Genomic DNA, 14,942 nt, shown 5'->3' with positions numbered 1-14,942 from the left:
CTACCTAGGCCGCATATTCTTCGCCATGAGGGAAGCCTGGAGCTTACTGGGCTCAACGAGAGGCGCCCCTTCTCGCTGTCCGGTCGGCCACCGTCGAATATGGGGCTGCCCAACATCGGGTCGACAGAGGCGGGAGTCTCGCGACCGGGAACTCATTCCCCTTCGCCTTGAACGTCGAAGTGTTGAGCGAGCCGTTCGAGCGTGAACTCCTGGCGCAGCTTGCAGGCACTGTTCTGATTCGCGAAGAGCCCCTTCTCCTGATATGCCTCGGCCTGCGGAACGGTGTGGATCCACCGAACTGGTACGACCCACTCGTCGTCATCGTCCGTCTCAGCGCCAGGGTGCGCATAGGAGCCAGTGAGCGGCTGGTTCGCGAGCAGTACCGGCGTACCGCTTACCACCACTTGCGCCTCACTGAATCGGACTGCGGGGGCCACAACTGTGCCAACGCCGACGTAGCCGGTCTGTGGGATGTAGACCCAAATTCTTGCGCCCGCGGGTAGAGCACGGATTGTTTGCGAGTAGAACTTCCCTCCGCCGGCAGACACGAACCCGAAGTGGCGGGCATCGTCCCAGGACCGCTCCCCACCGAACGACACGTACCAGTCGAGCCCGTTCCACGCAGCACGCTTCGATGTCGATTTCGCGATGTTACTCGGGGCTCGGTCATCAGATGCCGTGAGCCACGATCGCGCCAGATAGCGTCGGTTGTCGTCCTCGATGTACGTGAAGAACACGGCGTTGATCGGAACTCCGAACCCACGAAGATACGTGACGATCCTCTCCGAGCTCGCGTCAAGTCCTGAGGCCACCACCGTGAGCTGCAGCTCACCGTTGAGCTCGTCTGGTGGTGCGCCGCCAAACACCTCCTCGAAGGACGCCTCGAACGACTGGTCAAGGTACTTCTCAGCGATGTCGATGACGTCGTCACGGGATAGGGTGGACACCCACGAACCGTAGTCGAGCACCTGCGCGACGACCTCTCGTGGTGTGAGATCGCGCTTCAGCTCGAGCACGTGCAGATTTCCGTCGGCATCAATCGCCAACAAGTCCAAACGCTTGCCGTATGGGGTAATGACCTCACTGCCGATGACGAGAAGCGCCGTGCCCAGTAGCGAAGGGTCCTGACGCAGAAACTGATGCAGCTCGCTCTCCGTAGGAAGGGCTGACGGCGTGAGCGGCTTCGGGTTCTGGCCATCGATTCGCCACATTCTCATTTCAACCGGCATTGAACGACTCCTCGGATTTCGGTCGCCTGCGATGACTTCACGGGTTCAAATCTACGGGAGCGCTCGGGGCCGATGATCCCGCTGAAGCCGAGCAGTGACCGCGCGCGGTGGACGCGCGAGATCGCGAGAGACGACGGCCCGCGCAGCAGTCTCATTTTCTGCTCGTAAACGAGACTTAATGAATTGAAACGAAACGCTCAACAGTGTTGCGTTCTTCGGGATCCGAAAACGGATTGCACCCGACGGGAACCACGGGAATGGCCCCCCGCCCGTCGAATATATGAGGCCACAGCCCCGGTGAATGCGACACCAGCGCATGATGACCCGACGGTCATCGAACTGATGAACAACGGATCGCGACGGCGGGGTCCTGGCGAGAAGGCACCGGCAGGTGGCCCGTGAGACATGCAGGTGCTCCTTTCTCTCATGAGAGGAGTGGGCTTGCCTACTCACGCCACACCCCAGACCAATTCTCGATTCATCACCCTTCAAGAGGCCGCGCACGCGCGGCGCATCGGCTACTCCACGCTCCGCAAGCGCGTTGCTGACGGCAATCTGCCGGCAGAACGGGTGGGGCGTCGACTCTACGTGGAATCGGCACACCTCGACTCGATGGCCCAGCCGGTCGTCGGTCGTCCACGTGCGGCCGCGGAGATCGACTCTGCCGTGGCGCGCGTCGTTGCAGCAGCTCCGCAGCTGAACGCCGAACAGCGCGAGCGCCTCGCCGCGATCATCGGGGGTGCAGCTTGGACATCCCTTCACGCACAGGCTGGAAAGCAGAGGAGCTCGTTGATGCGGGCGGTCGTTTTCAGGTGCTCAGCCGCCGGATGCCACGCACCGACCGCTCATCTGCGCTCGTTTGATGGGGTGTCCAAATGAGACCCCCATCAATCGAGCGCGAGGGAGCGCGCCACACCCTTGACTTCCCGGGGTTTTCGCTCGGGGATCATGAGCCCCCTATGGGACCCCGTACACGCCGGTCGTGCGACTCCGCGCTCAGGTTCGGCGACGCAGTCAGCGTCAGGTACGTGTCGCCGGCCTCCCACGACTCACCGCCGGACCACTCGCTCACCATCGTGAAGCCGACACGACCGAGCAACCACGCCCAGCCCGCCCGCTCCGCAGCCACGTCCGCCAGCCACACCTCGACGTGGTGCAAGCCGGGACCAACCGCAGCCGACGCCGAGGGCCGCGCGCGCTGCAAGACATCCGCAGCACCCCGCAGCCGCTCCAAGGTCCCCGCCACCGCGACCCGCGCGAGCGCATGCGGCCGCGCGAGCACGTCGATGTTGCGCGCGATCCGCACGTCCTCCAGCGGCACCAGCACCAACCGCGGGTCCGCCCGCGGCGCCGTGTACCGCGGGAACAACGCCAGCAACTCCCCGCCCACGATGAGCGACGCCGCCAGGTGGTAGTCGTTCACCCGATGCGCCCGCTGGAACCGCACCCCAGCCGTCGCCTCGACCACACCGAGCGCGACATCTGGCGCGAAGCCAGCGTGCGCTGCGATCCACGACTCGTCCGCGAGCTCGGCCGCCGACACCGACGATCGCCCAGCGAGTGGGTGACCCACCGACATCGCCACGTCGAACGGCTCGCTCAACAGCGTCGTCACCGACAGCTGCTCCGACGGCCACGGCTCGTCATGGTCCATCCGGTGCGCGATGACGAGGTCGTACTGGTCGACGAGTTCGGCGAACTCGGGTTGCGCGACATCGTGCTCACCGAGGATCAGCGCAGGAGCAGACGTCGGCAGCTAGCTGTCGCATCCTTTCGTTAGGGTCGATGTGGGAGACCTCAACCTAGGCTCTTGTTGAGTCCGGACTTTCGGGGGCGGGCCGGTTCGAAGTTAAATGCCGAAACGGCAGACGCCGCCGTGTTGCAGGCGAACGTGATCTCGCAACACGCGGGACCAGATGAAAGGCCCCTCTCGTGAACCCTCCTGAACTTAACACCGCTGTCGGCCAGGGGCTCGAGCAGCTCGGGTCGGGGCTTCGTCCCGTCGTCGAGGGCGCGTTCGCCGAGGCGGCGCCAGGGGTCGAGTGGACTCGGATCATCGAAGAGAAGGATCGCGCGGGCGGGACCGGGCACGGGCGGTACTCTGCGACAGACGTGTCGCTCATGCTTCGGGCGATGACCGAACGGATCGGGGAGCTGGGGTACCCGTTCGACCGCGTGCTGTCGCGGAGTGCTCGCGGGTACGCGAGCGAGCTTCGGGAGGTTCGGAACGCCTGGGCGCACAACGCAGGGTTCACGGAGCAGTCTGCGTATCGGGCGTTGGATTCGATGCAGTTGTTGTTGGAGAGCGTTGGGGCGGTGGAGCAGGCTGCGGCCGTGGGGGTGTTGAAGGGGCGGGTGTTGAGCCCTTCGACAGGCTCAGGGACCGAGACGGGTGCGTTGACGAAGACGGCGAACGAAGACGAGATGGGCCCTTCGACAGGCTCAGGGACCGGAGCGGTTGCGTCGACAGGGTTGGCCGACGGTCCCGAAGCGGAAGATGGGCAGAGCGCCGCAGCCTCCATTTCCGTTGACGGCGCCGCGGGCTCCTCGTCCGCACCCGACGCCGTCCCCACCTCCGTCTCCATCCGCGTCAGCGCGACGCCGACGCTCAGCTACGCGATGGCGCACTGCAGCATCGCGGTGATCGACGAGATCGTTCTCGAGAACCACGGTGGGGAACGGCGCGCGGCGTCCGTCGAGATCGACGTCGTCACCGCCGACGGCGCCCTCGCCGACACCAAGGTGCTCCTCGCCGACCTCGGCGAAGGCCGCACCACCCTCCTCCGCAGCCCCGAGGTCCTCCTCGACCCGCGCCGCATGCTCCTCGGCGAAGAACAGCGCCCCGGCGTCATCCGCGTCACCGTGCGCGACGCCGCAGGCACCGAGCTCGGCACGGTCGAGAGCCCGGTCACCGTGCTCGCGTCCAACCAGTGGATCGCCGCACCTGTGCAGCTCGGCCTCGAACTCCTCGCCGCCCACGTGCAGCCCAACGCCCTCGTCGTCAGCGAACTCATGCTCGAGGTCTCCGACCTCCTCGACAAGCAGACCGGCAACAGCTCCCTCGCCACCTACCAACTCGACGACCCCGCCCGCATCGACGCCATCGTCGCCGCCGTCTGGGCCGCCGCCCGCGCCCGCGACATCCGCTATGCCGAACCGCCCGCCAGCTGGGGCCAGAGCGGCCAGAAGGTCCGCACCCCCGAGGAAGTCCTCACCAGCCACCTCGGCACCTGCCTCGACACCACCATCCTGCTCGCGTCCGTCCTCGAAGCCATCGGCATCCACCCCCTCCTCTGGCTGCTCAAGGACCACATCTTCCTCGGCTACTGGCGCGTCCAGACCACCCTCGACGTCGTCGCCAGCACCGACGTCTCCGAAGCCGTCAACTCCCTCGAACTCGGCCGCATCGGTGTCGTCGAGACCACCATGCTCACCGGCAGCTCCGCCACCTTCGCCGAGGCCTCCCGCCGGCCCCACACCGAACACCTCGCCGGCTCACTCGACGACTTCATCGGCGTCACCGACGTCGTCCAGGCCCGCCTCCGCAAGATCTACCCGCTGCCGAGCCGCCGCGTAGGCGCCGAGGGCGAACCCGTCGTCACCCTCTACCAGGCACCCGAAGCCCGCGCCCTCACGCAGGACGCCCTGGCCACCGCCGAGTCGACCGCAGCCGGCCACAGCCCCGACGTCCCGAAACGCGTCTCCACCTGGAAGAACGCCCTCCTCGACCTCAGCCTCCGCAACAAGCTCATCAACTACACCGACCGCTCCGGCTTCGAGCTCGCCGTCCCCGGCCCCGCACTCGGCCGCCTCGAGGACAGCATCAACCACGGCACCCCACTCACCCTCGTCGCCTCCGACAGCGTCGCCACGATCGACCAGCAGCGCGGCATCCGCTTCGGCCGCGACCTCGCCGAGAGCGACCGCATCACCTTCCTCGAGGACAAGAAGAGCGCCTTCATCGACGTCACCGAGGCCGCCTACCCGACGAAGCTCCGCGCCCTCGCCTACAAGGCCAAGACGATCGTCGAAGAGACCGGCGCCAACAACCTCTACCTCGCGTTCGGCATGCTGAGCTGGCGCTTCGGCGACCGCGACCTCCGCTCACCCCTCGTGCTCGTGCCCGTCACGCTCACGACCACGAGCCGCGGCTCCTCCTACCGCCTCACCCTCGACGAGTCGGGCTCGTCGACGCCCAACTACTGCCTGCTCGAGAAGCTGCGCCTGAGCTTCGGTCTGGAGATCCCCGGACTCGCGAACCCCGTCGAGGACGGCTCCGGCATCGACCTCCCGGCCGCGTTCACCGCCGTGCGCCAGGCGATCCTCGACGCCGGCCTGCCGTTCCGCGTGGAGGAGACGGCGTCGCTGTCGATCCTCCAGTTCGCGAAGTACCGGCTGTGGAAGGACCTCGACGAGAACTGGGAGACCCTCGCGTCCAACAGCCTCGTCGACCACCTCATCAACTCGCCGCTCGAGGCCTACGCCGACCCGACGCCCGCACAGACCGACACCGACCTCGACCGTCTCGGCCTCGACTGCCCGGTGGCCGCCGACTCCTCGCAGCTCGACGCCGTCGCCGAAGCGGTCGCCGGCCGCACCTTCGTGCTCGAAGGCCCTCCCGGCACCGGCAAGTCGCAGACCATCACCAACCTGCTCGCCCGCTCGCTCGCCGAGGGCAAGAGGGTCCTGTTCGTCGCCGAGAAGCGTGCAGCGCTCAACGTCGTCAAGCAGCGACTCGAAGACGTCGGACTCGGCGCCTTCTCGCTCGACCTCCATGACAAGGGCGCCAGGCCCAACGTCGTCCGTGCGCAGATCAAGACCGGCCTCGACCTCCGCACCAAGGCCGACATCGACGCGCTGAGCACCAACCGCGAGCTGTCGGAGTCCGGCCTCCGCACCCTCACCCGCTACGCCGACCGCCTCCACGAGGTCAACGCCGCCGGCTTCTCCCTCTACTCCGCGCGGAGTCGCCTGCTCGCGATGGACCACGACCTCGTCCCGATGGTGATCCCCGAGCAGCTCGTCGCCGCCGGCACGCCCGAGGCGTTCGAGCAGCTGCGGCAGGTGTTCCGCGACCTCCCCGAGCGCTCCGACCTCGCGCGCCCGAGCACGACGCACCCGTGGGCGTTCCTCGACGGCCCGTCAGCTCCCGGGCTCGACGCCGCGACCGTGCAGCAGGCCGCCCGCGCGCTGGACGCTGCTCTGGTGACGACGCTGGACGCCGGCCTCCCGATGGACACCCTGCGCCTCGCGTCGCGCCCCGACCTCCTTGGCCTCTGGTCGACCGCGGTCGCCGCGCCGCGCCTGCCGATCGGCGCGCTGATGGCGGGAACGCGGCCCGAGGACTTCTCCCGGCTCGACGACGCCCTCGCCGCCGCCGAACAGCTCCGCGACGCCCAGGCCGAGTGGCGCTCGACCTTCACGGCGGCCATCCTCGACCGCGACATCGCCGGCCCGCTCCGCGCCGCCGAGCAGGCCGCGGCGTCGAGCTTCTTCGGTCGCAAGAAGCGGCTCCGGGCCGCGCTCGCCCAGCTGAGCGATGTGCTCGCCGTCGACGCAGCGTCATTCAAGGTCAAGCAGCTCGTGCCGCAGCTCACCGAGGCGAAGGCGGCCCAGGACCGCCTCGTCCAGCTCCGCGGCACGCTCCGGTCCACCGCCCTGCCGCTCGTCGGCGATCGCTGGAACCCGCTCGTCGAGCCGACCCAGCCCGTGCGCGAACTCCTCGGCTGGTACCGCTGGCTGTCGGAGGGCTTCCGCCTGCCGGGCACGCCCGACGACGCGTTCATCACCGCCGTCCGCGACCACTACGCCACGACTCAGCCGTCGCAGCAGGCGGCGCAGGCGCTGACGACGCTCGCGAGCACCTGGAGCGACTTCCTGCGCACCGCGGCCGTCACCACCGAGCGCCTGTCGGCGTGGTCGGGTGGCGAGGGCTTCTTGCAGGCCTGGCGGTCGACGCGCGATGCCCGCCGTCTCGACGCCGCCGAGCCCGTCGTCCTCGAACGCTGGCTCGACCTCGTGCGGGTCATCGAACCGCTCCGCACCCACGGACTCGACGACGTCCGTGCCGCCATCCTCGCCGGTCGCATCGAGACCGAGGACGCGACGCTCGCCTTCGAGAAGGGCCTCGCGCAGGCGTCGATCGACGAGCGCGAGCGCACCACCACGCTCGACGCCTTCGACGCCACCGCCCACAACCGCAGCGTCACCCGCTTCACCACGAGCGTGAAGGCCGTGCGAGAGGAGTTGCCGCGGGCGATCCCGGCGTCCGTGCTCGGCTTGCGGACGTTTAGTTCGCAGTCGGAGAGCGGTCAGGTCGGTGGGCTGCGTCGGCAGATCGACCGCCAGCGCGGCGGCATGAGCGTCCGTGCGCTGCTCGAGAACTTCGGCGAGCTCATCACGCAGATCATGCCGTGCACGCTCGCGAGCCCGGAGTCGGTCGCGCGGTTCTTCCCAGCGGCTGCCGAACTGTTCGACATCGTCGTGTTCGACGAGGCGTCGCAGATCCGGGTCGCCGACGCGATCGGGGCGATGGGGCGTTCGCGCTCGGTCGTCGTCGTGGGCGACAGCAAGCAGATGCCGCCGACGACGTTCGCCGAGGCCGGCGCGACGATCGATGACGACGCCGACTTCACGAGCGAGGTGCTGCAGGACGAGGAGTCGATCCTCTCCGAGTGCGTGCAGGCGCGGGTGCCGAGCAAATGGCTGTCGTGGCACTACCGAAGCCAGGACGAGTCGCTCATCGCGTTCTCGAACCACCACTACTACGACAGCCAGTTGTCGTCGTTCCCGGCGCCGTTCGCGGGCGCGGGTGACGGTGGGGTCGCGGGTCACGGGCTGGCGTTCGTCCGGCTCGACGGGCAGTTCGAGCGGGGAGGCCGCGGCAAGTCGTTGCGGACGAACCCGGTGGAGGCGCAGGCGATCGTCGAGGAGATCTCGCGGCGCTTCGAGGCCTCGCCGGAGGAGACGCCGTCGCTCGGGGTCATCACCTTCAACGCGCAGCAGCGGACGTTGATCGAGGATCTGCTGCGTGACAGTGCCGACCCGCGGATCGCGCTGGCGCTCGACGAGCAGGACGGGCTGTTCGTCAAGAACCTGGAGAACGTGCAGGGCGACGAGCGCGACGCGATCCTGTTCTCGATCGCGTTCAGTGCGAACGAGAAAGGCGTGATCCCGTTGAACTTCGGGCCGCTCACGCGGGCGGGTGGCGAGCGGCGGTTGAACGTCGCCGTGACGCGGGCGCGGCGACAGGTGGTGCTGTTCACGAGCTTCGATCCGTCGGAGCTGCGGGCGGAGCAGACCTCGTCGATCGGCATCAAGCACTTGAAGGCGTATCTGGAGCTGGCGCAGCGCGGGAGTGAGGCTGCCGGCGAGGACGGGCGTCGTCAGGCGATCATCGACCGTCACCGCGACGAGATCGCCGACGAGCTGCGATACGCCGGGCACGCGGTGCGGACGGATGTGGGCTTGTCAGACTTCCGCGTCGACATCAGCATCGCGACGGAGGCGGAGCCCGACCGTCCGCTGGTGGCGGTGCTGCTCGACGGGGCATCGTGGCGTGAGCGTCGGACGGTCGCGGACCGTGACGGACTCCCGGTGGAGGTGCTGAGCGGCCTGATGCGGTGGCCGGGCGTCGAGCGCGTGTGGTTGCCGGAGTGGTTGCACCACCGCGAGGAGGTGCTGGACCGGTTGGTCGCGGCGGTGGAGGCTGCGGCTGAGCGGGCTGCTGCGGGGAGTGCAGCGGCGGAGGTCGCGGTTGGTGCGGAGTCGGATCCGGCTGATGCCTCGGCTGCCGATGAGGCCGATGTCGCTCCCGAGGATTCGGATGCGCCCGCGCCCGCTCGCAGTGCCCGAGTGCGGGAGTGGTCGGAGCGACTGGCGTCACTGGAGACCCTGTCGGAGTTCCGCGACCGGAAGGTCGGTGCGGCGCAGCCCGTCGAGGCGAAGCCGGAGCCGGACACGTCAGCGCGGCACCCGGAGCTCTCCGAGTACCGGCCCTGGGACGCACCCACGCTGGGTGGGATCGAAGTGCTCGACCGCTTGCCGGGTCGGCAGTCGGTCGTTGCGGTGCAGGGTGCGATCCGTGCTGCGGTTGAGGCCGAGGGGCCGATCCACGTGACGCGTCTGGCGAAGCTGGTCGCGGGTGCGTTCGGTCTCGATCGGGTGGTGGGATCGCGGGCGAAGTCCATCCTCGACAAGGTCCCGGCCGAATTGCTGGGCCGCTCCGACGAGCCGTTCGCCTGGCCGACCTCGATCGACCCGCTCACGTGGCGCGGTGCGCGTCAGTCGTCGGCCGAAGCGGCTCGTGCGATCGAGCACATCTCCCTGGTGGAGATCGCGAACGCGATGGCGATCGCAGCGGAGGAGTCCGCCGGCCTCTCGCCCGACGAACTCCGCCGCGAGACCCTCGCGATCTTCGGTGGCAAGCGAGTCACGGCTGCGATCGGAGCCCGCCTCGACGAGGCCCTCGAGTTCGGGTTGGGCTCGGGGAGGTTGGCGCGGAGCGGAGAGACGATCGTTTCGAGGCTTTAATTGGAGCGCGGTCGCGGGTGATTCAGTTAGTCGAACCCGCGTAGGTCGCGCGGACGTCCGCGAGCGTCCGGGACAGAGCGAGGTCTACCGCCCAGAAGTTCCAACCCGCGACAGTTCCGCCGCCTTGTATTTTCCGAGCGGCGCCACTCACAGTGGTGTAACTAGCACCGTCCAGGAGGAGAGAGCCGTCGGCGTTCACTATGGCAGTGCGCCCACGATGCGCTACTGGCTTCGCATGGAGAACGGTCCCTGGGGCGACGAGACCCGCTCGAATGAGATCGGCCACCTCTACCTTGTATTGAGCGCGCGCCGCTGAAAGCGCAGTTGAGCTCGCATGTCCATCGGGGACCGGCCAGATCGCGAGAATGGCGTCGATCAGTCTGCCTGATCGCTTCTCGATGTGTGCATCGGACCAGGTCTCATCCTGCACGTCGACCACGTCTCGACCGAGCAGTAGAGTGTCGCTCCGGCGTAGCGCATCACGCTTCCCATTCTCGCCCAACCAAGCCGCGTTGGAGAGTTGCGCGTTCAGGCTGCCCGTCACAAGGGTCAAGTTACCGATTGTGTGTATCAGGCGATCTCGACTGGCTTCCTGCGCGAGATCCAGTCCATCGTTCCAGTTTGCGCGCCACTCTTGCGGCATTACATGTTCAATCGTGCTTACTCCGCGGGTGATCGGCGAGATAGATCGCGGATTGCCGCTGGTGAACCCTCGCTGGTCGTCCTCGATCGCTTCCAGGACCATGAGCAGACGTCCTCGGCGGAACCGCTTATATGCCTCGACGCTCTGGAGTTCGCGCCGCACCTCGGCGTCGTCAGGCCAGTAGCCCACGGGCGACGTCTGGCTGGTGAGGAAGTCGACGGCGATCGCTGCAACCGTCTGCCCGGGCTCTCGACGCGACAGCTGTACGAGCAGATCAAGCATGAGTCGGTTGGTTCCCTGCGATGGAGCGCGAACGAGCGCGCGCCGCACGAACCAGCTCTCGAGGACCTCCAGAAGTTCGTGCCGAGTTGGCTCGTCGATGTCCGCTTGCTCAGGTTCCGCGAGCCAGATCAGCAGGGGCTTCGCAATTTCGGAGTCGAGCTTGTCCAGGCGGTAGACAAATCGGTCAATTCTGCTGAGCAGGCCGTCTGATACCGCCGCTCCTTCCGTGAAAGCTCGGTACTTCGCGGCGGCAACGCCAATCGAACGAAGTAGCGGCAACACGTCAGCTTTCGTGTCGGCTACGTATCGCTTGAACTGCAAAAATACCTCCCTAGCCGGTATCTCCCTCAACGTTCGGGCGGTGAGCCATTGGGTGAGGAACAGAGAGCTCCGCGCGTACCGAATCCGACCGGCGCGAACCTCGGACTCCCAGAACGGTGTCTCGAACTCCGACCAGTTCTCCTGGTAGGCCCGCTCGGTCGCGATGGCATCGCCTTCGAAACGTTGGAAGATGAAGTTCTTGATGAGGTCAGCAGCGGTCAGGGGCGTACCGCGTGCGTTCAGGGTCTCGAAGATCTCCTGCGCGTCCTCATGGGACTGCAACTCGATCGACACGAGCTGCAACCGCGACGTCACCGCCTGGACGAGGAGGGCGGCGCGAGCATCCCGCTCCTGTGGTTCGGCGTCGAACCACGACCTGACCGCGTCGTAGAAGAACGCGTGGGCATCAACCAGGCGCCCGGCGATGAGCTTCCCGTGGTTGACCGGGGCTTCAGCGGACATCGCCGCCGAGAACGCCGGCCGATCCCGGTTTGTCGGCCAGACCTTGAATCGGTCCTCCGGCTGGGCGCGGAACGCTTCGGGATTCTCTACCAGCGCGAGGACCTGCCCGGCGAGGGCTGAGAGACCCGCCTCCTCGAGTTGCGCGTGTAGGGCATCGAGGAAGATCTGCAGGGTGGTCAGACGCTGCTGCCCATCGATGACGGTGTAGACCGCAAGTGTGCCCGCTACGGCTTCTTGACTCTGGAGTACAACTGCGCCCAAGAAGTGCGTCGCTCGTTGATCGCCGTCGGCCATCATCTCAACGAGGCGAAGGACGTCATCCCACAACGGCTCCCATTGGTTGTCCTTCGACCAGACATACGGGCGCTGGAACAGTGGAACAACCAGACGCTGTGGTGCAAAGAAGATTTTCTGTGGGGACGTGACCTGAGTGAGCATCATTGCCTTTCGCTTGCCGCCAGTTGCGCAGCGCCGATCCATAGCGAGGAGTCGGTCTCTTGGTGAGCTTATCTCGGTCGACTGGCTTGATTCGGGCTCTTAGCTCGCCCGGTTGCGCCTCGATCACGACTACGGGCTACGGGCCGCCAATGTCGAATCTGCAGCCACCGTTCTTAGGGCTACTTTTTCTCATCACCTCGCCGCCGGAGCATCCGCTCGGACATGCCGCCCAGCAGCGTCCCCGCTGCGACGCGAGCGCGGTCGACTCCTTCATTACCGAGGCGGACCGCTGCACCGACACCGGCTGCGCCGGTCTCGAGAGCGCTGTCCCGAACGTCGGCAGCCGCCTCGCCCCATCGCTTCACGTGCAGTGCCTCATGGTCACTCTCGATACCCAGTCGGTTTTCGAATTCCACGATGGCAGCCGATGCATGGTTGCTTGAATGAACGACCTTGCGAGCGGAGAACGGGTTCAACAGCACCTTCCCATTCGCCAGCGTTGCTGCCGCGTTGATTCGAACGAGGAGGGCCTCGGTGGTCTTCGCGATGCGGTCCAAGCGGTTCCTTCGTGCGGCCTGCAGCCCCACACGGTGAGCGTCGAGCTCTGCAGGTGAACCATCCAGCACCCGGTCGAGTTCGAGGATGGCGATGCCGTCCTGCAGCTGGAAGCATCGAGCGAGAACGGCGAGCCATTCGCCCACGGATGATTCGGCGGCCTTTGCCAGGACGGCGAGGTCGTCGACGTTCCCTTCCCGCTCCAACTTCTCCGCAATGGCGTCGAGCTGCAGCAGTGAATACGCCTGAGTGCGAGCGACAATGCCAGAAGAGTTCTGAATCTTCGACCAACCGGTCTCAGAAACCCGTCCGGAATGCTCCCGGATCGTCATGGCCTCTTCGATCATGAGGTCGACGCCGATCATGTCGGCGAGGACAGCGTCTCGCTGACCGCGGAGGAGATCGTCGACCTTCGCGTCGATCTTCGCCAGGTAGTCGGTGATCTCATCCATGGCCTGCTGCATCGCGATCTGCGTCATGATGCCTGCCGCGCCAGCCAGGATCGCAGGGTTCGCGACGAGCGTTGCCGGACCCTTCACGAACTGGATGATCCCGTTGATCTTCCCGCCGTCCATCAATACGGCGCGACTGACGCCCGGAGACGGACCCTTCATCAGCGGGTACTTCTGCAGAGCCTTCGCGGATTCCTTCGTCAGCTTCACCCACCGCCCGGAGCTTGCGGCGATGTGAGATCCCACCTGAGCGGCGGTCGCGGCATGCCCCATAGCAGGACGAAGGCGCTCAAGCCCGAGGTGCTTCGATGTAAATCCCTCTGCTGTGATGAACCGTTCGACAGCAGCTGGATCGCCGATGACGGCCAGACCATCTTCGTCTGCGATCAGTTCGATCTCGTCACTCATGGGGTGATCCTTCGGTTGTGGGTTGGGCTCGTCAGTCAACCTAGACCGCCCGAGTACCGATGTCGCGCAGCACGGCGGCCGACGCGCGGACGCCGTCCATCGCGCCCTGGATGGTGGCCGGGTCGCCGCCCGAGACCGCGGTCGTCAGCGTGTCGAGGTTGGTCTGCAGTCCTACGAGGGCGGGCGCCCACTCGGCGGCGATCGATACCGGCACGTCCAGCGACTCCAGCTGACCGAGGTTGAAGCTGATCTCAGCCGTGTTGGAGATCAACCGCCAGGTGCCGCCTTCGGCCAGCGTGGTGACCATGTCGTCGAGGTCCTTGTCGATGTCCGCGGTGTGCTTGCTCGCGCCCGCCTGGAACGCGGCGACATCGACCACGGCCGGTGCAGCGGGCTCGGCAATGGGCTCGACCGTCGCGGTCGGAACCGGTGTCGGAGTTGCTGTCGGCGTCTGCGTTGCAGTCTGCGCGACGGCGACCGACTCGGTCCGTCCGCCGTTGATCGCGTTCGAGACGCCACCGACGAGCAGGAGCGAACCGACGACAGCGCCAGCGATGATCCAACCCTTCGCCTTGCCGCTCACGCCGGACGTGGTGCGTGGCTGTGACGCGTATGGCGACGGAACCGGTGCGGCGGCGGCGAACGCGGGCGGTGCGGTCTTCTGCAGCTGGAGCGGCTGGCTGACGAGCGGAGTGGTCGCCGCCTGCTGCGGAGGCATGACTGCGGCGGGCGCGGTGTGGGTGGTCCATGCGGCACCGTCCCAGTAGCGCTGCTGCGTCCGGTCCGCGTAGTCGGGGTACCAACCGGCGGGCGTGGCAGAGGGCGGGGTGGTCGAGCTCATGGGAACGGTCCTTGCATCGAGTCAACGCGACCCGCAGCGGCATCGGATCATCGACGGCAGGGGACGGACCCGCGAACCGGGCCAAGCACAGTCTGGCGGGGGAGGGTCGGGGGTCATCAGTCCCAGAATGGGTCACGCGCCCGAGTTGTGGGAGGGTAGCGCAAGGTGGATCGACGAGCCCGGTAGCCCCGGCCAGCATCGACCACACCGACTTGACCCGATGGAGAGTGACCTCCGCATGTCCGAAGCGCAACCCGAAGTCGATCCCTGGGGAGACCCACCCGCGCCGATGAAGTTCACGCAAACCGCGGCGGGGCAGTTTCTGATCGCGTGTCCGATCATCGCGGCGATCGGCGCGATCGTCGTCGTCAGCGTTGTCGTCGGCGGATCGCGTCCTCCAGCAGCCGTGCAATCGGACAGCCAATCGTCGGTGCAGTCGCCGCCGGCCGACGCTCCTTCGCTACAGACTGCAGATGATCCGATAGAACAAGCACGCGAGGTGGTTGGTGGCTCGTATTCCTACGAACGAGTGCAGCAGGCGACTGCTGCGGCGCTGGTCGCGACCGGTACGCCGGTCACGACCGACAACTTCTCCAGAGCCTGGAGTTCGGTCCTCGCTGTCACCGACAAGCTCGGTATCGAGCCGATGGAGGTCATGTTGTGCGTCTCAGAGCTCGCTTCCTCCGAATCGAGCCTCGCCTTTCCAGAGGTCGCTGCGCTCTGTGCCAGTGAGATCTATCTCGGCAAGCGGTGACGGGGCGACCGACCACCGACGCCGA

The 14,942-nt window shown here is 66.8% G+C and carries 7 protein-coding genes; 2 read left to right on the top strand and 5 right to left on the bottom strand.

Translation table 11 applies throughout. The features are described 5' to 3' along the window. Positions 1-152: 152 nt before the first annotated feature. Together BWO91_RS16815 and BWO91_RS16810 are read right to left on the bottom strand one after the other, a co-directional pair. On the bottom strand, positions 153-1,229 hold the full coding sequence (locus BWO91_RS16815; RefSeq protein ID WP_079003378.1) for a hypothetical protein: 1,077 nt from the start codon (positions 1,227-1,229) through the stop codon (positions 153-155). Positions 1,230-2,175: 946 nt separating this feature from the next. Next, positions 2,176-2,961, bottom strand: a complete 786-nt coding sequence (locus BWO91_RS16810; RefSeq protein WP_276207398.1) for a LysR substrate-binding domain-containing protein — start codon at positions 2,959-2,961, stop codon at positions 2,176-2,178. Between the two features lie 200 nt (positions 2,962-3,161). On the opposite strand from BWO91_RS16810, the gene BWO91_RS16805 reads away from it, so the two are divergent. Continuing rightward, the gene (locus tag BWO91_RS16805; protein WP_079003376.1) at positions 3,162-9,761 is read left to right on the top strand and encodes a DUF4011 domain-containing protein; all 6,600 of its coding nucleotides are present in this window, start codon (positions 3,162-3,164) and stop codon (positions 9,759-9,761) included. 22 nt (positions 9,762-9,783) lie between these two features. Here the strand turns inward: BWO91_RS16805 and BWO91_RS16800 are convergent, their stop codons facing one another. From BWO91_RS16800 to BWO91_RS16790, 3 genes are all read right to left on the bottom strand, one after another. Continuing rightward, positions 9,784-11,910, bottom strand: coding sequence for a GmrSD restriction endonuclease domain-containing protein (locus BWO91_RS16800; protein WP_167620521.1), 2,127 nt, complete (start codon positions 11,908-11,910; stop codon positions 9,784-9,786). A gap of 176 nt (positions 11,911-12,086) precedes the next feature. Continuing rightward, complete coding sequence (locus BWO91_RS16795; protein WP_079003374.1) at positions 12,087-13,322, bottom strand: hypothetical protein; 1,236 nt, start codon at positions 13,320-13,322, stop codon at positions 12,087-12,089. A gap of 40 nt (positions 13,323-13,362) precedes the next feature. After that, positions 13,363-14,163: a DUF2510 domain-containing protein gene (locus BWO91_RS16790; protein WP_079003373.1), complete on the bottom strand. Its 801-nt coding sequence runs from the start codon at positions 14,161-14,163 to the stop codon at positions 13,363-13,365. A 238-nt stretch (positions 14,164-14,401) separates the two neighbouring features. Between BWO91_RS16790 and BWO91_RS16785 the strand changes: the two genes are divergently transcribed. Further along, on the top strand, positions 14,402-14,917 hold the full coding sequence (locus BWO91_RS16785; RefSeq protein ID WP_153303524.1) for a hypothetical protein: 516 nt from the start codon (positions 14,402-14,404) through the stop codon (positions 14,915-14,917). Positions 14,918-14,942 lie beyond the last annotated feature (25 nt).

This window comes from Plantibacter flavus (assembly GCF_002024505.1).
Taxonomy (GTDB): Bacteria; Actinomycetota; Actinomycetes; order Actinomycetales; family Microbacteriaceae; genus Plantibacter; species Plantibacter flavus_A.
The sequence above is the reverse complement of the archived record's forward strand: the minus strand, read 5'-3'. Positions and strand labels throughout refer to the sequence as shown.

Excerpts from the sequence above, each read along its gene's own strand:
- BWO91_RS16815 (WP_079003378.1), bottom strand. The coding sequence starts at position 1,229 with ATGCCGGTTGAAATGAGAATGTGGCGAATCGATGGCCAGAACCCGAAG.
- BWO91_RS16800 (WP_167620521.1), bottom strand. The coding sequence starts at position 11,910 with ATGATGCTCACTCAGGTCACGTCCCCACAGAAAATCTTCTTTGCACCA.
- BWO91_RS16795 (WP_079003374.1), bottom strand. The coding sequence starts at position 13,322 with ATGAGTGACGAGATCGAACTGATCGCAGACGAAGATGGTCTGGCCGTC.
- BWO91_RS16790 (WP_079003373.1), bottom strand. The coding sequence starts at position 14,163 with ATGAGCTCGACCACCCCGCCCTCTGCCACGCCCGCCGGTTGGTACCCC.
- BWO91_RS16785 (WP_153303524.1), top strand. The coding sequence starts at position 14,402 with ATGTCCGAAGCGCAACCCGAAGTCGATCCCTGGGGAGACCCACCCGCG.